This is a genomic window from Escherichia ruysiae (genome assembly GCF_031323975.1).
Classification (GTDB): domain Bacteria; phylum Pseudomonadota; class Gammaproteobacteria; order Enterobacterales; family Enterobacteriaceae; genus Escherichia; species Escherichia ruysiae.
Genome location: NZ_JAVIWS010000001.1, coordinates 3,241,369 through 3,262,322, shown reverse-complemented (window position 1 = coordinate 3,262,322; position 20,954 = coordinate 3,241,369). Strand labels below are relative to the sequence as shown.

Sequence of the window (20,954 nt, the reverse complement as noted above, 5' to 3'; positions counted from 1 at the left end):
CAAACTATTAGATTGTGCACGGTTTTATCAAAATATAAACGCCCGAAATTTCCGGCTTACCTATGCTCGCAACCAGTCGACTATAAATGTTTTTTTGTGAGCGGTAGTGAAATCCTAAAAATTTCATCTGCCATTAATATTAACCCTGCGCAATACATAATTACGCAATAATTAAAATATTATAAATACAGGAGTTCGGCGTGGAAAAAGAAAATATTACCCTCGATCCGCATTCGTCCTTTCGCTCATCGTCGTCGGTAGATATCCCCGTGCCACCAAATGGATTAATTCAACGTAGTCCCCGAATTAAACACATTCAAACCACCGCCATGTTGTTATTATTTATTGCTGCGGTAATAAATTTTCTCGATCGCAGTTCGCTGTCGGTAGCAAATGTAACTATTCGTGGAGAGCTGGGGTTAAACGCCACCGAGATGGGCGCTTTACTCTCCGTGTTCTCGCTCTCTTATGGGATTGCGCAATTGCCCGCAGGCATACTGCTGGACCGCAAAGGCCCACGCCTGATGCTGGGGCTAGGGATGATCGTCTGGTCGCTGTTCCAGGCAATGTCTGGCATGGTGCACAGCCTGGCGCAGTTCGTGCTGATGCGCATAGGTATGGGGATCGGTGAGGCTCCCATGAACCCGTGCGGTGTTAAAGTGATTAACGACTGGTACAACATCAAAGAACGTGGACGCCCGATGGGCTTTTTCAACGCGGCCTCCGTCATTGGTATTGCCATAAGCCCGCCGATTCTGGCGGCGATAATGCTGGCCATCGGCTGGCGTGGGATGTTTATAACCATCGGCTTACTGGGCATTTTTCTCGCCATCGCCTGGTTTATGTTCTATCGCAACCGCGAGCAGGTGGTGCTGACCGCCGCTGAACAAACCTATCTCAACGCCGGTAGCGTCAATACCCGCCGCGACCCACTCACTTTTGCCGAATGGCGCAGCCTGTTTCGTAACCGCACAATGTGGGGAATGATGCTCGGTTTCAGTGGTATGAACTATGCGGGGTGGTTGTACATTGCCTGGTTGCCAGGTTACCTGCAAACAGTCTATCACCTGGATTTAAAAAGCACGGGCTTGATGGCAGCAATACCTTTCCTGTTTGGTGGGATCGGGATGCTACTCAACGGATATGTGACCGACTGGCTGGTCAAAGGCGGGATGAAGCCGATTAAGAACCGTAAGCTCTGTATTGTTACCGGGATGTTCATTTCAGCCGCCTTTACTCTGGTAGTACCACAAGCGACAACCCCCATGAGTGCGGTTCTGCTGATTGGCATGGCGCTGTTCTGCCTTCACTTTGCTGGAACCTCCTGCTGGGGGCTGGTTCACGTAGCGGTCGCTTCTCGCATGGCTGCGTCAGTGGGCAGTATCCAGAACTTTGCCAGCTTCATGTGTGCCTCATTAGCACCGATTATTACCGGTTTTATTGTCGATACCACTCACTCATTCCGTCTGGCGCTGCTCATCTGCGGTTGCGTCACCGCAGCAGGCGCGCTGGCGTACATCTTCATGGTACATCAACCCATTAGCGATCCGCATAAAGAGTAATCTCCCCTTGCCCGATAAGTCATCGCTTATCGGGCATTTTTTGTGGCAATTAAAACGTTTCCCAGTTATCCCCGCCATCAGCCACTACCGCTTTACGCGGCACAACCGGCGTCACCGTTTTTACCGCCAACGCTTCGCGCTGACGCTGTTGCTCTTGCTGAATACGAAATACAGCCACAGCTTCAGTCAGGCGGCTGGCCTGCTCTTCCAGCGCGGCAGCAGCAGCGGCTGACTCTTCCACCAGCGCAGCGTTCTGTTGCGTTACCCGGTCCATCTCAACAACCGCTAAACCAACCTGATCGATACCGCGACTCTGCTCATCAGAAGCGGAGGCAATTTCGCCCATGATATCGGTCACGCGGGTCACGGCGCTGACAATCTCCGCCATAGTTTCCCCGGCGCTTTCGACGAGTGTCGATCCGACATCCACTTTGCCAACCGAATCTTCAATCAGACTTTTAATTTCACGCGCCGCCTGGGCGCTACGCTGAGCCAGATTACGCACTTCTCCCGCGACCACCGCAAAACCACGCCCTTGTTCACCCGCACGCGCTGCTTCGACCGCCGCATTCAAGGCCAGAATATTAGTCTGGAAAGCAATACCGTCGATAACGCTGATAATATCGGCGATTTTCTGCGAACTGGTAGAGATATCGCGCATAGTTTGTACCACGCTATCGACCACATTACCGCCACGTTGTGCCGTTTCGGAAGCACTTAACGCCAGATGGCTTGCCTGTCGCGCGTTCTCGGCATTCTGTTTCACTGTCGCAGTCAATTGCTCCATGCTGGCTGCCGTCTCTTCTAACGAAGCGGCTTGCTGCTCGGTGCGTGAAGAGAGATCGTTATTACCGGTAGCGATTTCGCTGGCTCCGCTATAGATGGCATTTGCACCATTACGCACATCACCCACGGTACGTACCAGTTCACTTTGCATATGGCGCAAACTCTCTGCCAGTTGCCCCACTTCATTGGAGCCGTCTACCTCGATCGGTTTCACCAGATCGCCGCCAGCAATATGACGAATGTTGTCGATCAGGCGATTCATCGGCGCTACCAGCGATGTTTTAATACCAAACCAAACGACGAAGATGACCGCCAGTACGACGATCAGCACACCCGCCAGCACCCACATTGCCTGGTTAAAGGCAGCATTATTATCAGCGACGGCGATGTCATAGAGACGATCGTTTTGCTGCATGTACGCCATATACTGCTTCTCGAAACCGTCCTGATATCCCTGAGTAGGTTGGTCAAAAAACTCGTTGATTTTGCCCGCCCCTAACAACTGGATCAGCTCCGCCAGTGCATTGTGATAGATATCGTAATTACGTTTGATCTCCGTAGCAGCCGCTGTGCTCTGATGCAAGTTACGCGGTAGTGCTTCGTAATCTGCCCAGTCTTTTTCCGCGTGTTTCAACGAAATAGTGGCACTCTGCATCAGCTCGGCGACGGTTGAACCGCTGCCAATATTGTTCTGATCCATCATGTAGCGGATACCCGCACGGTTGAGGGTGTTACGCGTCTGCAACAACGCAACCCAACTGCCATTTAGCGTAGATTGCTGCTGGCGAATGGTTTGTAAGACGGAGAGATTTTCTTTGTCCTTTTTTAAAGCGTTAAAGAACAGGCTGCCTGATGTCAGTTGCAAAAGGCCGAAAACGGCCAAAACCAGCAGTAAGCTGGTCACGATCCTGATACGTTTTAACATGGTTTCTCTTTTCCTGTTGACCGATAGCAGAATTTTCGGCCTGGAATGAGAAAACTTTATAGGTAGTGACCTGAAATTGATTAAATTTACCTCACTTTTTTATTTTTGTTCAAAAATACAATAACCGCGTATTGATATATTTTTCTTTCTTATTTTTCACATTAGCTGTATCTATTTTGAACGTGAGGATATTTGCCAATAGATTAATATTATTGGCCAAAATAATATTATCAGTGAGGAAATGGGGTTTTAATATATATAGCATGAATATAATTTTTATATGAGTAACACAACTGAGGGCTAAAAATCGCTTCGGTTGTGATCAATATCACATAAATAGCTTTCATAAACCTTGCTCAATACCGCTCAACCGCAAAACTGACCGCTTACGTCCCTAATTTAACCACTCAGTTATTTACCTTACTTTACGCGCGCGTAACTCTGGCAACATCACTGCAGGATAGCGGTCAATTTACCTCCTCAAACGCAACGCAAACCTAGAACGGCTTCGGCCAACTATTAATCAATACATGCCAGGTTTTACTATGGATACTAAAAAGATATTCAAGCACATACCCTGGGTGATTCTTGGAATCATCGGTGCATTCTGCCTCGCGGTAGTTGCATTACGTCGGGGGGAGCACGTCAGCGCCCTGTGGATCGTGGTCGCCTCTGTGTCGGTGTATCTGGTGGCTTATCGCTACTACAGCCTATACATCGCCCAGAAAGTGATGAAACTCGACCCCACGCGCGCGACGCCTGCGGTTATTAACAACGACGGTCTGAACTACGTTCCGACCAACCGTTACGTGTTGTTTGGTCACCACTTCGCCGCTATCGCCGGTGCCGGTCCGCTGGTTGGTCCGGTTCTCGCCGCGCAGATGGGCTACCTGCCAGGTACGCTGTGGCTGCTGGCGGGGGTGGTGCTGGCCGGTGCAGTGCAGGACTTTATGGTGCTGTTTATCTCTTCTCGCCGTAACGGCGCATCTCTCGGTGAGATGATCAAAGAAGAGATGGGGCCAGTACCGGGAACTATCGCGCTGTTTGGCTGTTTCTTAATTATGATCATCATCCTCGCCGTCCTGGCGCTGATTGTGGTTAAAGCCCTGGCCGAAAGTCCATGGGGTGTCTTCACCGTTTGCTCAACCGTGCCGATTGCGCTGTTTATGGGTATCTACATGCGCTTTATCCGTCCGGGGCGTGTGGGTGAAGTCTCTGTCATTGGTATCGTGCTGCTGGTTGCCTCTATCTACTTCGGTGGCGTGATTGCTCACGATCCGTACTGGGGTCCGGCACTGACCTTTAAAGACACCACCATTACCTTCGCGCTGATTGGCTATGCGTTTGTTTCTGCACTGCTGCCAGTGTGGCTGATCCTTGCACCGCGCGACTATCTGGCAACCTTTCTGAAAATTGGCGTTATCGTCGGCCTGGCGCTGGGTATCGTGGTACTGAACCCGGAACTGAAAATGCCTGCGATGACCCAGTACATTGACGGTACTGGCCCGCTGTGGAAAGGCGCTCTGTTCCCGTTCCTGTTCATCACCATCGCCTGTGGTGCGGTATCTGGCTTCCACGCACTGATCTCTTCCGGTACGACGCCGAAACTGCTGGCTAACGAAACCGACGCGCGTTTCATTGGCTACGGCGCAATGCTGATGGAGTCCTTCGTGGCGATTATGGCGCTGGTTGCTGCGTCCATCATCGAACCGGGTCTTTACTTCGCGATGAATACCCCGCCTGCGGGTCTCGGCATCACCATGCCTAACCTGCATGAAATGGGTGGCGAGAACGCGCCGATCATCATGGCGCAGCTGAAAGACGTTACCGCACACGCGGCAGCAACCGTCAGCTCCTGGGGCTTCGTGATTTCGCCAGAGCAGATCCTGCAAACCGCGAAAGACATTGGTGAACCTTCTGTCCTGAACCGTGCAGGTGGTGCGCCGACGCTGGCGGTAGGTATCGCTCACGTGTTCCACAAAGTGCTGCCGATGGCTGACATGGGCTTCTGGTATCACTTCGGTATTCTGTTCGAAGCACTGTTCATCCTGACCGCACTGGATGCCGGTACGCGTTCTGGCCGCTTTATGCTGCAAGACCTACTGGGTAACTTCATCCCGTTCCTGAAAAAAACCGACTCTCTGGTTGCCGGTATCATCGGTACAGCGGGCTGTGTGGGTCTGTGGGGCTACCTGCTGTATCAGGGCGTGGTCGATCCGCTGGGCGGCGTTAAGAGCCTGTGGCCGCTGTTCGGTATCTCCAACCAGATGCTGGCAGCCGTGGCGCTGGTACTGGGCACCGTTGTGCTGATTAAGATGAAGCGCACCCAATACATCTGGGTAACTGTTGTTCCGGCGGTATGGCTGCTTATCTGCACCACCTGGGCGCTGGGCCTGAAACTGTTCAGCACCAACCCGCAGATGGAAGGCTTCTTCTACATGGCAAGCCAGTACAAAGAGAAGATTGCTAACGGTACTGACCTGACGGCGCAGCAGATTGCCAACATGAACCACATCGTTGTGAACAACTACACCAACGCGGGTCTGAGTATTCTGTTCCTGATTGTGGTGTACAGCATCATCTTCTACGGTTTCAAAACCTGGCTGAAGGTGCGTAACAGCGACAAACGTACTGACAAAGAAACGCCGTACGTTCCAATCCCGGAAGGCGGCGTGAAGATCTCTTCGCACCACTAACCGTGTTTAGCCCCGCTTCGGCGGGGCTCAGACTGATGACAAAGCCAGGCAAGCGCACGGATTGTCCCCTCGCCCCTTCGGGGAGAGGGTTAGGGTGAGGGGAACAGGCCAGCGTCGGTGTATATAAATACTCTACCCTGGCCCTCTCGCCTTCCAGGGAAAGGGAGCAAACAGTGACCGTATTGACCTGTAAGCGAGTTTGTCAGCAATCTCAGCCCCGCTTCGGCGGGGCTTTGTTCTTATCAGAGTGAACTATGTTTGGTAACTTAGGACAGGCAAAAAAATATCTCGGCCAGGCGGCGAAGATGTTGATTGGCATTCCAGACTACGACAACTACGTCGAGCATATGAAGACCAACCATCCCGACAAGCCGTACATGAGCTATGAAGAATTCTTCCGCGAACGCCAGAACGCGCGCTACGGCGGCGATGGTAAAGGCGGTATGCGCTGTTGTTAATGGAGAGAGCATGAACCCGATTGCAGTTACCCTACTCACCGGTTTTTTAGGCGCGGGCAAAACCACCCTGCTGCGCCATATTCTTAACGAACAACACGGCTACAAGATTGCCGTGATTGAAAACGAATTCGGCGAAGTCTCCGTTGACGATCAATTAATTGGCGACCGCGCCACGCAGATCAAAACGCTGACCAACGGCTGCATCTGCTGTTCGCGCTCCAACGAGCTGGAAGACGCGCTACTCGACCTGCTGGATAATCTCGACAAGGGCAATATTCAGTTCGACCGTCTGGTGATTGAATGCACCGGCATGGCCGATCCCGGCCCGATTATTCAGACCTTTTTCTCCCATGAGATTTTATGCCAGCGCTACCTGCTGGACGGCGTGATTGCGCTGGTGGATGCGGTACATGCCGATGAGCAGATGAACCAGTTCACCATCGCCCAGTCCCAGGTTGGCTACGCCGACCGTATTCTGCTGACTAAAACCGACGTCGCAGGCGAAGCAGAGAAACTGCGTGAACGCCTGGCGCGCATCAACGCCCGTGCACCGGTCTACACCGTCACCCACGGCGACATCGACCTGGGCCTGCTGTTCAACACCAACGGTTTTATGCTGGAAGAGAACGTCGTCAGCACCAAACCACGTTTCCACTTTATCGCTGATAAACAAAACGATATTTCGTCGATTGTGGTGGAACTGGATTACCCGGTAGATATCAGCGAAGTTTCACGGGTGATGGAAAACCTACTGCTGGAATCGGCGGATAAACTGCTGCGTTACAAAGGGATGCTGTGGATTGACGGCGAACCTAACCGCCTGCTGTTCCAGGGCGTCCAGCGCCTCTACAGCGCCGACTGGGATCGCCCGTGGGGCGATGAAAAACCGCATAGCACGATGGTGTTTATCGGGATTCAGCTGCCAGAGGAAGAGATAAGGGCGGCGTTTGCGGGGTTGAGGAAGTAAGTTCGAGAAAGATCAACTTTTCGAGAGTTCCACCGCAACATTATTACGTGTGGAACTCTTTAGATATGTCAGACCAACCAAAGCTTCTTCAATTGCGTTTTCATTTTTTCATGTCTCATTTTCAGTTCAGCCAATCCCCATTCTGAAGAATTACAAACATCTTTTGTTAAATCAAAAGAGCTTTTACTATTAAGTTTCTCATAAATAGATTTCTTTTTGATAAAATCATAGTGTTGTGCTTCAGAATTTTTGGAGCCACTTATGAGTGTCAAATTACCTATTTTATGCAACCAGTAGACATGCTCTTGAGGTTGGAATCTATTAATCCAGTATTCATTAACTAATGCTTGAGGAAGAATATGCTCAATTATGATTCGCCCTGTATAGGTTTTAATCACACTCTCATCTTGTTGCTCCATATCTAAGCGAAGCAAAATTGCTTTTATTAAGTTCACTTGATTCGGACGAGGCTCATATAAATCTTCATCCAGAGCAGCTATAAAACCTGAATTATCTGCATGTTGGTTTATCTGATTTATCACAGAATCAAAAGGCATATCATCATTTATTGCGACCAGAGCTGAATAACAAACCATTTCTCTTTGGCTTTTAATTTGTTTTTTTAATCACCCATGCATATACACCTTCTCAAAGGCTGTAATAAATTGCGAAAAATCATCCAAATTAAAATCTTCTGTACGAGCCATCCGATTCATGAATGCCATAACCGGAGGAATCCACTCATCTACCCCTAAATTACTTAGCGATGCAATTTTTCGTCGTATTGAAGGATGTTCAAAATCATTCTCTAATATCTTAGTATAATTTTTTGCAGAATTAACCAACATCAGTGACATAGCAATAGCATCTCCATCAAATTGCTGTTGGAGATTTTCAATAAAAGCTTCAAAACTTTTTTGTAACACCCTGTCACGATCTTTTTTCTCGGAAAGCTTATGAAGAGTAAGAAATTTATCAAGCCGTCTCACTCCAACCATATCTTCAATTTGCGACCATGCTGATTCTATTTGCTCTGATTTTTTATTATGCGTAGAAGCTGATTCAAACAATGCATTTTTTAAAAGGTCTGCATTACTTAAAGGTAAACCACGACTATTTAATACATTAAAGAGTCTAAATGATGATGCGAAATCATCTGTTTGCACAAATACGATATATACATTTTGCAAAATATATTTAGCAAGCAACTTCAACTCATCAACAGATAATCGCAACAAATAATCTCTAATTGTTTCAGCGTTGCTAATGAATACTAACTCAGTATCCGATGGTTTTTCAGGTTTATAATCTTTCGAATCCTGCAGTATGTAATATTTATAAAGGTCATACTCTTTTTTTCTTACAATTAGTCTTGGTTCATCTGTTTCATCAGAATAAACATCAATAGGCAGAACTCTTTTTTGCAAATCATCTTTTACCCCCTGAATCGGGATGATTTTTTTTAGCTCAGAGACAATAATGCTTAACGTTGTAAGACGTTGTTGCCCATCTACAACTTCATACTGATTTTTCCCTTTATTGATACAAATCATACTCCCAATAAAATATTCATTCTCTTCTGATTGAGAGCTTTTATAAATGTCATCAATGAGTTGCTCTGCATTATCTACCGTCCAACTGTAAGGACGCTGATAAGAAGGAATAATAAACTTTTTGTTTTCAGTAAGGATATCATGCACCTTACATTCTTTAGCTTCCATTTTGTATACTCAATTAAACAATCAACAATAACATTATCTTTCCTGCTCGAAAGAAACGCAACTATAAGATTTTTATATATTTTGTTAGAGATGATACGGTTCCTGTAACTTCTGTTTATCTGGCTCTGATATACCCAGATTAATTCAAGCAAGGTATAACAGAGATCTCTGTTACGTACTTCACGTTGAAACACCGCCCTAAGTCATAGCCAGTCTATTGATTTTATGTACAATCAGAATCGTCCTGATAAAAGCGAGAACACCCCATGGCGGAACTGAACCTAAGTAACCTGACGGAAGCAGACATCATTACCAAATGCGTTATGCCAGCCATTCTTAATGCAGGCTGGGACAACACAACGCAAATCAGACAGGAGGTCAAACTCCGGGACGGTAAAGTCATCGTACGTGGTAAAGTTGCGGCACGCAGAACGGTAAAATCTGCTGACATCGTGCTGTATCACAAACCAGGCATTCCCTTAGCCGTGATTGAAGCAAAAGCCAACAAACATGAAATTGGCAAAGGGATGCAACAGGGCATTGAATACGCGCGCCTGCTGGACGTTCCTTTTGTTTTTGCCACCAACGGTGATGGCTTTATCTTCCGCGATGCTACCGCAGCCGAAGGTGAATGCCTTGAAAAGCAAATAACGCTGGATGACTTCCCCTCCCCCGCTGAACTCTGGCAAAAATTCTGCCTCTGGAAAGGATACACACAAGCTCAGCTTCCGGTGATTACTCAGGACTATTACGACGATGGCAGCGGTAAATCGCCACGTTATTATCAGCTTCAGGCAATCAACAAAACCATAGAAGCCGTCTCCAACGGGCAAAACCGCATTCTGCTGGTAATGGCGACCGGAACAGGGAAAACCTATACCGCATTCCAGATCATCTGGCGCCTGTGGAAATCAAAAAATAAAAAACGCATTCTGTTCCTTGCCGATCGCAACATTCTGGTCGACCAAACCAAAAATAATGATTTCCAGCCATTTGGTACGGCAATGACCAAAGTCAGCGGACGCACCATTGATCCCGCTTATGAAATACACCTCGCGCTCTATCAGGCTATAACTGGCCCGGAGGAAAACCAAAAAGCGTTTAAACAAGTCGCACCAGATTTCTTCGATCTGATCGTGATCGACGAATGCCATCGCGGCAGCGCATCCGAAGATAGCGCCTGGCGAGAGATCCTTGATTATTTCAGTTCAGCCACCCAAATTGGCTTAACCGCCACGCCAAAAGAGACGCATGAAGTCTCCAGCACGGATTACTTCGGCGATCCGGTTTACGTCTACTCGCTAAAAGAAGGGATCGAAGACGGCTTCCTCGCCCCGTATAAAGTTGTCCGTGTTGATATTGATGTTGATCTGCAAGGCTGGCGCCCAACCAAAGGGCAAACTGACTTAAACGGCGAAGTGATCGACGATCGTATCTATAACCAGAAAGATTTCGATCGCACGATGGTAATCGACGAACGCACAGAACTGGTTGCCAGAACCATTACCGACTACCTCAAGCGCACCAACCCGATGGATAAAACCATCGTCTTCTGTAACGACATCGATCATGCAGAACGTATGCGCCGCGCCCTGGTTAATCTCAACCCGGAGCAGGTGAAAAAGAACGACAAATACGTCATGAAAATCACCGGTGATGATGAAATTGGCAAAGCTCAGTTGGATAACTTCATCAACCCGAAAAAACCGTACCCGGTTATCGCGACCACTTCAGAGCTGATGACCACCGGTGTGGATGCTAAAACCTGCAAACTGGTAGTACTGGATCAGAACATCCAGTCGATGACCAAATTCAAGCAGATTATCGGTCGTGGTACACGCATCGACGAACGTTACGGCAAACTCTGGTTTACCATCCTCGACTTTAAAAAAGCCACCGAACTGTTTGCCGATGAGCGTTTCGATGGCATTCCCGAAAAAGTCATGGATACCACACCAGAGGATATCGCCGATCCAGAATCTGATTTTGAAGAGAAACTCGAAGAAATCAGCGAACATGACGAAGAACAGGTGACAGGCGTTGATGAACCGCCTGCGCCGCCATACCAGGTTACCGATACCGATGATGTCGGCCCACTTCCGGAAGAAGACGAGAAGAAAATCCGCAAGTTTCACGTCAACGGTGTAGCGGTGGGTGTTATTGCGCAGCGTGTTCAGTATTACGATGCCGACGGTAAACTGGTTACCGAATCTTTTAAAGATTACACCCGCAAAACACTGCTTAAAGAATATGCCTCGCTGGATGACTTTACCCGCAAGTGGCAGGACGCCGATCGCAAAGAAGCGATCATTCACGAGCTGGAGCAACAGGGGATCATCTGGGAAGTACTGGCAGAAGAAGTCGGTAAAGATCTCGACCCGTTCGACATGCTTTGCCACGTAGTGTATGGTCAGCCGCCGTTAACCCGCAAAGAGCGCGCCGAGAACGTGCGCAAGCGGAACTACTTCACAAAATACTCTGAAGCAGCGCAAGCCGTGCTCGATAATCTGCTGGATAAATACGCCGATGCGGGCGTACAGGAGATCGAAAGTATTCAGGTGCTGAAACTTAAACCATTCGACAGCATGGGCACCTTACCGGAGATTATTAAAACCGGATTTGGCGACCGTAACGGGTATAATCAGGCGCTCAGCGAGCTGGAAAACGAAATCTACCAATTACCGCCCCGCTCTGCTTAACAACTCTCTTTTGTGCCTTCTGCAACCATCATGTTGCAGAAGGCCTTGTTTTTCATGGAATACAACATGTCTATCAGTTCAGTAATCAAATCATTACAAGATATTATGCGCAAAGATGCCGGTGTGGACGGCGATGCGCAGCGTCTCGGTCAGCTCTCCTGGCTGCTGTTTTTGAAAATCTTCGATGCCCAGGAAGAGGCGCTGGAACTGGAGCAGGATAACTATCAATATCCGATCCCCCAGCGTTATTTGTGGCGCAGTTGGGCCGCAAACGCGCAGGGCATTACCGGTGATTCTCTGCTGGAATTCGTTAATGATGATCTGTTCCCGGCGTTGAAAAACCTCACTGCGCCTATCGATAAAAACCCACGCGGCTACGTGGTGAAGCAGGCGTTCAGCGATGCCTATAACTATATGAAAAACGGTACGCTACTGCGTCAGGTGATCAACAAGCTGAACGAAATTGACTTTACCAGCGCCAGCGAACGCCATCTGTTTGGTGATATTTACGAACAGATCCTTAAAGATCTGCAATCTGCGGGCAATGCTGGCGAATTCTATACTCCACGCGCCGTCACTCGCTTTATGGTGGATCGCATTGATCCGAAACTCGGCGAATCCATTATGGACCCGGCCTGCGGTACGGGTGGTTTTCTTGCCTGCGCGTTCGATCATGTAAAGAACAAATACGTGAAGAGCGTCGCCGATCATCAGACGCTGCAACAACAGATCCACGGTGTTGAGAAAAAACAGCTTCCGCACCTGCTGGCGACCACCAATATGCTGCTGCACGGCATTGAAGTACCGGTACAAATTCGTCACGACAACACCCTGAACAAACCGCTTTCCTCCTGGGATGAGCAACTGGATGTCATTGTTACCAACCCGCCGTTTGGTGGCACGGAAGAAGACGGTATTGAGAAGAACTTTCCGGCAGAGATGCAAACCCGCGAAACGGCGGATCTGTTCCTGCAACTGATTGTGGAAGTACTGGCGAAAAACGGTCGTGCGGCGGTGGTATTGCCGGATGGCACGCTATTTGGCGAAGGCGTTAAAACCAAAATCAAAAAGCTACTTACCGAAGAGTGCAACCTGCATACCATCGTGCGTTTACCGAATGGTGTGTTTAATCCCTATACCGGCATTAAAACCAACCTGTTGTTCTTTACCAAAGGTCAACCAACCAAAGAGATTTGGTTCTATGAACATCCGTATCCGGCGGGCGTGAAAAACTACAGCAAAACCAAGCCGATGAAGTTTGAAGAGTTTCAGGCGGAGATCGACTGGTGGGGCAACGAGGCTGATGGTTTTGCCAGCCGCGTCGAGAATGAGCAGGCTTGGAAAGTCAGCATTGATGATGTCATTGCGCGTAACTTCAATCTGGATATTAAAAACCCACATCAGGCGGAAACCGTCAGCCATGATCCGGATGAACTGTTAGTGCAGTATGCAAAACAGCAGGCGGAGATCCAGACGCTGCGTAATCAACTTCGCGATATTCTTGGCGCTGCGCTGTCTGGCAAGGAGGTTCACTGATGAGTGTGGAAAAGCTGATCGTTGATCATATGGAAACCTGGACCTCGGCGTTGCAAACCCGTTCCACCGCCGGGCGCGGCAGTTCCGGTAAAATTGATTTGTATGGCATTAAGAAATTGCGTGAGCTAATTCTGGAACTGGCTGTGCGCGGTAAACTAGTGCCGCAAGATCCGAATGACGAACCGGCGTCGGAGCTGTTGAAGCGTATTGCGGCGGAAAAGGCCGAGCTGGTGAAACAGGGCAAAATTAAAAAGCAAAAACCACTGCCAGAAATTAGCGAGGAAGAGAAGCCGTTTGAATTGCCGGAGGGATGGGAGTGGACAACGCTAACTAGAATTGCGGAAATAAATCCTAAAATTGATGTCAGTGATGATGAGCAAGAAATATCATTTATTCCAATGCCACTCATATCTACTAAATTTGATGGCACGCATGAATTTGAAATAAAAAAATGGAAAGATGTTAAAAAAGGTTATACACACTTTGCTAATGGTGATATCGCTATTGCAAAAATAACACCTTGCTTTGAAAATAGTAAAGCAGCTATTTTTTCTTGCTTAAAAAACGGCATTGGTGTTGGAACAACCGAATTACATGTTGCACGCCCTTTTAGCGATATAATTAATCGAAAATATCTTCTTTTAAACTTTAAATCACCTAATTTCCTTAAGTCTGGTGAATCACAAATGACTGGTTCTGCAGGTCAGAAACGTGTTCCAAGGCTTTTTTTTGAAAATAATCCTATTCCCTTCCCTCCATTGCAAGAACAAGAGCGCATTATTATTAGGTTTACTCAGTTAATGTCCCTCTGCGACCAACTGGAACAGCAATCCCTGACCAGTCTGGACGCACATCAGCAACTGGTTGAAACCCTGTTGGGAACACTTACAGACAGCCAAAACGCCGAGGAACTGGCTGAAAACTGGGCGCGTATTAGCGAGTATTTCGACACACTATTTACCACCGAAGCCAGCGTGGATGCGTTAAAACAGACCATTCTGCAACTGGCCGTAATGGGTAAACTTGTGCCGCAGGATCCGAATGACGAACCTGCCTCTGAACTGCTCAAACGTATTGCGCAGGCAAAAGCTCAATTGGTGAAAGAAGGGAAAATAAAAAAACAAAAACCGTTGCCGCCAATTAGCGATGAGGAAAAACCGTTTGAACTGCCTAATGGATGGGAATGGTGCAGGCTCGGAGAGCTTATTGATTCCATTGATGCTGGGTGGAGTCCTGCATGTTCTTCTGAACCAGCCGCTCCAGGAGAATGGGGGGTGTTAAAAACGACCGCAGTTCAATCTCTTGAATATAGAGAGTACGAAAACAAGGCGCTCCCTAAAAATAAAGCCCCAAGGCCACAACTAGAAGTAAAAGCAGGAGATATTCTTATAACAAGAGCTGGTCCTAAAAATCGGGTTGGTATTTCATGCCTTGTTGAAAAAACAAGAGAAAATTTAATGATTTCAGATAAAATAATCAGATTTCATTTGATATCAGAGGATATCTCCGAGAAATACATTTCCTTATGTCTAAACTATGGGTTTACTTCAACATATCTTGAAAACTCCAAATCTGGCATGGCAGAAAGTCAGATGAATATTTCACAAGATATTTTAAAAATGGCACCTATAGCTATCCCGACTACACATGAACAATTAAAAATAACAGATAAAATAAATGAAATGATGGATTATTTTATAACTCTAAAGAGTCAAATTCAATCTGCCCAACAAACCCAACTGCACCTTGCAGACGCACTCACTGACGCGGCGATAAACTAATTTTCTCGCCATCAAAAAATCAATAAAGCGGCTAAATAGCCGCTTTATTCACATCATCAAAAATTATATTTCACGCTAATTTTCATCTTATTTTCATTAATTTTTAGCTGGACTTTCCCCATATTTACTGATGATATATACAGGTATTTAGCGCGGTGCGGATGTGCGCCAACACACCCGCACCGCTCATCACAATCACTATTTATAGGGAATAGCAGTTATGACTGACACGCATTCTATTGCACAACCGTTCGAAGCAGAAGTCTCCCCGGCAAATAACCGTCAATTAACCGTGAGTTATGCGAGTCGCTACCCGGATTACAGCCGTATTCCCGCCATCACCCTGAAAGGTCAGTGGCTGGAAGCCGCCGGTTTTGCCACTGGCACGGCGGTAGATGTCAAAGTGATGGAAGGCTGTATTGTCCTCACCGCCCAACCACCCGCAGCCGAAGAGAGCGAACTGATGCAGTCGCTGCGCCAGGTGTGCAAGCTGTCGGCGCGTAAACAAAAGCAGGTGCAGGATTTTATTGGGGTGATTGCGGGTAAACAGAAAGTCGCCTGATAGATTGACCCGGTAGCGCCAGTGCTACCGGGTATTATTCGCCGCGTTATACCAACGCACTCTCCATCTGTTTTTCAAATGCCTGACGAATTAATCCCATAATGTAAGGAAGTTGTGCGAGGTCGCTGAAACCAATTTCCACATCACCATTGCCCCAGCGCCCAACATTTGTCACATCTTTGGCAATACCTTTCGGATCGACCAGTTCATGAAACTGCATATTAAGCGACAACCGCAGTCGGCTTTTTTGCGGCACAACATCAACAAAATTCGTTTCAGCTTTAAACGCAATATACAGCTTTAAAACTTCCTGTGTGATCCCTGCGTCCAGGCGCATAACTTCATCGCGAAGATGATCGAATAACACCCAGCTATGCGAACCATCAGCAAGGAAAGGAAAATCATTCAGGCTGTAACTGGTTTTGTTCTCCGGCTGCCCCCGATAAACAGCTAAAACCTCTTCAGGAAGAGAAGGCGCTTGCCAGACCTGAACCGCGAGATCGGCCAGACGATCGGCACGGGTGCGAATGGCGGCTTCATCCCATTTTTCGCACTGTCCAAGACCGATATTCAAATAGAGCGGGCTATGCTTAAAGCCGTCTTCAATATCGCGTTTTTCCGCGAAAGGTCTGTCACTGTAGCGGGAGTTATAGCGTGTTAAAGTGAGATTCCCCAACGTATGCAACAATTCTTTATGAATACGCTGCCAGTCGCTTCCCAGCTCTTCGCGCCATTTAGCCGACAGATTTTCGTTCTGCGGCATAATGTGTTCAATCGTAAACTCTTCCACGCGCTCTCTGCGTTTATCGTTTTCCAGTCGTCGTAACCAGTAGCTGCGACTGCGGAAGTTATAGAGATCGCGAACTTTTAATTCCCGTTTAAATTCATCATCGTTGGGGAAACGACGATACGAAGGCAGGTTCATAAAATGCACCTGAATGCTTTCCAGATAATTTTCTTTATTAATGATCTTATAAAAAGTGGCAAACGTCTTGTTCAAAGAATTCGTCGGAATTGCACACACTGCACGGCGGAAAACATAAGATTCAATTAAACGAATTATGCTCAGGAAATCTTCGTGAGACAAAACGCCATTTTTATAGTCATGATAAAGCGCCAGTAAGAAAGGATATGCCACATCGACCTTTAACTCGCGCAAATCCTGAAAAGCCGTGGCAAGCGATTTGTCACTTTCCTTACCCAATGCCATTGCACAGTAATACTCCGCGTAGATGTGTATATCTTCAACCAGCCGATCTACGCCTTTTTCAGCAACACTCTGGCTGCGGGCATGTAGTTTAAATGCCTCATAGACTTCATCTGTCCGAGGGATCTCCCCCGTTTTTACCGTCAGATAATGACGCATAAAACTGTCAAAATATTCGCTGTAACCTTGCTGACCAAAAGCGATTTCCATTGGACGCCAGTGATCTTCATACAACCGTGTTTGATGCTCTGGTTCGAGGCCCATCAGAATAAAATTGCGCACCAGATCGGCCTGACTTAACGCCTTACCGGTGGAGTTCATACTTTCAAAAATCAGTTGCGGATTATCCTGACCACGATTAAGCGCCACATCAACAATTAATAACTTTGCTAACCCACGACATAAGGGGATCAAGTCATCACCGATTTTGGTAATTTGCTCATCAAAGAAACTAAAATTTTCCATTATTCGATGGGAATAGTTTTCTGGCATTGGTCTTTGTTTTATTAACGCCAGCAAACTGTCTTTATCGGTCTCGGTCAGCAGTAATTTAAATCCTTTCTCACCGGACTCATAAGGATTGAGTAAATAATAATTACGCAATTTCATTGCCGAAAAGCCATCAAAAACTTCTTCTTCGCCAAGATGGCGCGATAAAGCCTCAATCAGCAACATTGCGGTCGTCAGCCGCTGTTGACCATCAATGACCAGCAACGGAGAAATACCGGAAACCTGATACAACCCCTGCTCTATATAAACAACCGAACCGATAAAATGCGCGGATATATCGTCACGCTTTCCGGCACGAATGATGTCGTCCCAAAGTTGCCGACATTGTTGCTCTGTCCATGAATAGGTGCGTTGATAAATGGGAATAACAAACTGCTGCGAACGTTTTAAAAAATCGAGTAAACGGGCTTCTGTTGCTTTCATTCTGACGTCTTTCCGTGGAGCGATGATTTCACAATAATAAACACTTCCTTGTGAAGGTTATAGAGAAATCCTGTTTATCCGCGACGAACAGCCCCTCACTCCACATCCTCCCTGCGTAACCCAATATCCCTCAACCGTTCATCACTCATCTGCTGTAACACCCGCCGGGTCTGTTTTTTCAGCCACCAGCTTCTCACTGCCTGCCAGAGTTGTACGAAGCCAGTAAACGGCGCTTTGGCTCTGTTTTCGTGAAATTCCATCTGCTGCCTCCTCATCTTTCAGAGGCTTAATCATCCGCCTTCTGGCAGTTCACAATACAGATGCAAATATTACTTTTATTTAACATACAGACAGGTTAAAACAGCATCTGCATCCGGTTTTTTAGCCTCATCTGTACCGGTTTTTCTCTCTGTATGCTCCAAATAAGGAATACAGCATGACGCGTTATCAACATCTGGCGACTCTGCTTGCCGAACGGATTGAGCAAGGGCTGTATCGTCACGGGGAGAAATTGCCGTCGGTGCGCAGCTTAAGTCAGGAGCACGGCGTCAGTATCAGCACCGTGCAGCAGGCGTATCAGACGCTGGAAACGATGAAGCTCATCACTCCGCAGCCGCGTTCGGGTTATTTTGTCGCACAACGTAAAGCCCAGCCGCCTGTACCGCCGATGACGCGTCCGGTGCAGCGCCCGGTGGAAATTACCCAGTGGGATCAGGTGCTGGATATGCTGGAAGCGCATAGCGACAGTTCCATTGTTCCGTTAAGCAAAAGCACGCCGGATGTCGAAACGCCCAGCCTGAAACCGCTCTGGCGGGAGCTAAGCCGGGTGGTGCAGCATAATCTGCAAACCGTTCTCGGTTATGACTCATTAGCCGGTCAGCAGGTATTGCGCGAGCAGATTGCCCGTCTGATGCTCGACAGCGGCTCGGTGGTCACCGCCGATGACATTATCATCACCAGCGGCTGCCATAACTCGATGTCGCTGGCGTTAATGGCGGTGTGTAAACCGGGCGATATCGTCGCGGTCGAATCCCCGTGTTATTACGGTTCAATGCAGATGCTGCGCGGTATGGGCGTGAAAGTGATTGAAATCCCAACCGATCCAGAAACCGGTATCAGCGTTGAAGCTCTGGAACTGGCGCTGGAACAGTGGCCGATTAAAGGCATCATTCTGGTGCCAAACTGCAATAATCCGCTGGGATTTATTATGCCGGACGCCCGCAAACGAGCCGTTCTCTCTCTCGCTCAGCGTCATGATATTGTGATTTTTGAAGATGATGTCTACGGCGAACTGGCAACGGAGTATCCACGCCCGCGTACTATTCATTCATGGGATATCGATGGTCGGGTGCTGCTGTGCAGTTCGTTCAGTAAAAGCATTGCGCCAGGCCTGCGCGTGGGCTGGGTCGCGCCGGGGCGATATCACGATAAACTGCTGCATATGAAATACGCCACCAGCAGCTTTAATGTACCGTCCACGCAAATGGCGGCGGCGACGTTTGTGCAGGAAGGTCACTATCATCGCCATATCCGGCGGATGCGGCAGAATTATCAGCGCAATATGGCGCTTTATACCTGCTGGATACGGGAATATTTTCCCTGCGAAATCTGTATTACGCGCCCGAAAGGTGGATTTTTACTGTGGATAGAATTGCCTGAACAGGTCGATATGGTCTGCGTCGCGCGGCAATTGTGCCGCATGAAAATCCAGGTGGCGGCAGGCTCGATTTTCTCAGCTTCCGGTAAATACCGTAATTGCCTGCGCATCAACTGCGCTTTGCCGCTCAGCGAAACCTACCGCGAAGCACTGAAGCAAATTGGCGAGGCCGTGTATCGGGCAATGGAATAAATACGGCATCGTGACGACGCGCCTGAATTTCCTCTGACGAATAGCTTGTGGCTCGTTTTGTCTCTATAGCAACATCTCTACGTTCCAGCATGGCTTAGGCAAAAAGCGTTTTGTTCATGCCGGATGCAGCGCGAGCGCCTTATCCGGCATACAGAATATTGCAAATTCAATATATTGCATGGGCTATGTAAGCCTGATAAGCGTAGCGCATCAGGAAGTTTGGCGTTTGTCATCAGTCTCTGATTATTATTCGATCCCTGAATCGCGGTAACTGTCAGGCAAAGACTGACCTAATGCCTGTATTTGCTCTGATGAATGTCCGGTAATCTTTTGTATCCATTCAGGATCTGCACCATTTTGCAAAAATAATCGGAGAAGGCGCTGTTCCCCTTCTTCTTTGCCTTCGATCCTCCCTTCTTCCCTTCCCAACAGCCATCCCGCATTATGAATTCGCTCTGCAATCGTCATGATTCGCTCCCTGTGTTGTGGCATTCGCCTGGTAAGTTCGCTGATAAACTCCTTAAAACTCGCTTCATCACCAGCCAGTAAAATGTAATTTAACAGCGCGGTTATCTGGCTGTCATTAGCGCACTCTGTAACCAGTAATGCTACCAGTTGATCAATCAGCCCCATCATATTGCGCTGGCGAATATGCTTTTGGATCAACTCCAGCAGGGCGACTCTGCGATGCTGAACAATCTCGTCGTCCGGCACCACAGTGATATCCACCAGCGGGAACGCAGCGGTATAAAGTTTCCGAGCGGTAATCGGGTCGGCAAATTCGTCCAGCCAGCACAAAGACCAGGGGTAAGGACTACGACTGCCGTGATAAAACAGCATCGGAATGACCAGCGGTAGTGGTCGGCGTTTATCATGCTCTATATGACGCTGCATCACCGCCATGGAATATCGCATCAGGCGAAAGGCCATATGAATATCCTCGCGGCTCTGATGTTCAATCACCACATAGATATAACCATCGCCTTCGCGGGTCTTTACCGACCATAAAATATCGGAGTGCAGCGCCCGCAATTTTTCATCGACAAAGCTGGCTGATTCCAGTTTTAAGGTGTCGAGATCGCACAGTTCACGTAAACCTTTTGGTAAGTGGATCTCCATAAAATCCCGCGCGGTGTCAGGATGCGTGAGGAAGGATTTAAATAATGCGTCATGCGGCGTACTGGTCGTGAAGTTTGTCATGGCGATCCGTCACCTGTTGAAGAGATAGTCCGACTTTAGCGATTCCTAATTCCGCTCACACCCGGCAATATC

13 protein-coding genes and 2 pseudogenes are annotated in these 20,954 nt (G+C 47.9%); 9 read left to right on the top strand and 6 right to left on the bottom strand.

Annotated features, from left to right (window positions below):
• Positions 1-200 precede the first annotated feature (200 nt).
• Positions 201-1,562 carry an MFS transporter gene (locus RGV86_RS15790; RefSeq protein WP_085460289.1) on the top strand — a complete coding sequence of 454 codons (1,362 nt, stop codon included), beginning with the start codon at positions 201-203 and terminating at the stop codon, positions 1,560-1,562.
• A gap of 49 nt (positions 1,563-1,611) precedes the next feature.
• Here the strand turns inward: RGV86_RS15790 and tsr are convergent, their stop codons facing one another.
• Positions 1,612-3,273, bottom strand: coding sequence for a methyl-accepting chemotaxis protein (gene tsr, locus RGV86_RS15785; protein ID WP_000919636.1), 1,662 nt, complete (start codon positions 3,271-3,273; stop codon positions 1,612-1,614).
• A 545-nt stretch (positions 3,274-3,818) separates the two neighbouring features.
• Between tsr and btsT the strand changes: the two genes are divergently transcribed.
• The 3 genes from btsT to yjiA all read left to right on the top strand — a co-directional run bounded on the left by btsT (position 3,819) and on the right by yjiA (position 7,394).
• Complete coding sequence (gene btsT / locus RGV86_RS15780) at positions 3,819-5,969, top strand: pyruvate/proton symporter BtsT (RefSeq protein ID WP_001314407.1); 2,151 nt, start codon at positions 3,819-3,821, stop codon at positions 5,967-5,969.
• A 254-nt stretch (positions 5,970-6,223) separates the two neighbouring features.
• Positions 6,224-6,427 carry a YbdD/YjiX family protein gene (locus RGV86_RS15775; protein WP_000467859.1) on the top strand — a complete coding sequence of 68 codons (204 nt, stop codon included), beginning with the start codon at positions 6,224-6,226 and terminating at the stop codon, positions 6,425-6,427.
• Positions 6,428-6,437: 10 nt separating this feature from the next.
• Entirely contained in the window at positions 6,438-7,394 is a 957-nt protein-coding gene (gene yjiA, locus RGV86_RS15770; RefSeq protein WP_001297640.1) for a GTPase, read from the top strand.
• Positions 7,395-7,462: 68 nt separating this feature from the next.
• Here yjiA and RGV86_RS15760 read toward each other — a convergent pair.
• Positions 7,463-9,115 (bottom strand): annotated as a pseudogene (locus RGV86_RS15760) (DUF262 domain-containing protein).
• 266 nt (positions 9,116-9,381) lie between these two features.
• Between RGV86_RS15760 and hsdR the strand changes: the two are divergent.
• From hsdR to symE, 4 genes are all read left to right on the top strand, one after another.
• Positions 9,382-11,814, top strand: coding sequence for an EcoAI/FtnUII family type I restriction enzme subunit R (hsdR, locus tag RGV86_RS15755; RefSeq protein ID WP_309508483.1), 2,433 nt, complete (start codon positions 9,382-9,384; stop codon positions 11,812-11,814).
• Positions 11,815-11,880: 66 nt separating this feature from the next.
• A complete protein-coding gene (locus RGV86_RS15750) occupies positions 11,881-13,350 on the top strand; it encodes an N-6 DNA methylase (protein WP_085460287.1) in 1,470 nt (489 codons plus the stop codon).
• A complete protein-coding gene (locus RGV86_RS15745; RefSeq protein ID WP_085460286.1) occupies positions 13,350-15,131 on the top strand; it encodes a restriction endonuclease subunit S in 1,782 nt (593 codons plus the stop codon). The genes RGV86_RS15750 and RGV86_RS15745 overlap by 1 nt, the downstream gene beginning before the upstream one ends.
• Positions 15,132-15,351: 220 nt before the next feature.
• Entirely contained in the window at positions 15,352-15,693 is a 342-nt protein-coding gene (gene symE, locus RGV86_RS15740) for an endoribonuclease SymE (RefSeq protein WP_085460285.1), read from the top strand.
• A 46-nt stretch (positions 15,694-15,739) separates the two neighbouring features.
• On the opposite strand, the gene RGV86_RS15735 is transcribed toward symE, so the two are convergent.
• From RGV86_RS15735 to RGV86_RS15725, 3 genes and pseudogenes are all read right to left on the bottom strand, one after another.
• Positions 15,740-16,903 carry a GmrSD restriction endonuclease domain-containing protein gene (locus RGV86_RS15735; protein ID WP_286135936.1) on the bottom strand — a complete coding sequence of 388 codons (1,164 nt, stop codon included), beginning with the start codon at positions 16,901-16,903 and terminating at the stop codon, positions 15,740-15,742.
• Between the two features lie 276 nt (positions 16,904-17,179).
• A pseudogene (locus tag RGV86_RS15730) lies at positions 17,180-17,833 on the bottom strand (DUF262 domain-containing protein); the annotation flags it as partial.
• Positions 17,834-17,928: 95 nt separating this feature from the next.
• On the bottom strand, positions 17,929-18,093 hold the full coding sequence (locus tag RGV86_RS15725) for a DUF1127 domain-containing protein (protein ID WP_085460283.1): 165 nt from the start codon (positions 18,091-18,093) through the stop codon (positions 17,929-17,931).
• 176 nt (positions 18,094-18,269) lie between these two features.
• On the opposite strand from RGV86_RS15725, the gene RGV86_RS15720 reads away from it, so the two are divergent.
• Complete coding sequence (locus tag RGV86_RS15720; protein WP_085460282.1) at positions 18,270-19,682, top strand: aminotransferase-like domain-containing protein; 1,413 nt, start codon at positions 18,270-18,272, stop codon at positions 19,680-19,682.
• 246 nt (positions 19,683-19,928) lie between these two features.
• On the opposite strand, the gene RGV86_RS15715 is transcribed toward RGV86_RS15720, so the two are convergent.
• On the bottom strand, positions 19,929-20,882 hold the full coding sequence (locus RGV86_RS15715) for an Rpn family recombination-promoting nuclease/putative transposase (protein WP_085460281.1): 954 nt from the start codon (positions 20,880-20,882) through the stop codon (positions 19,929-19,931).
• Positions 20,883-20,954: the final 72 nt, after the last annotated feature.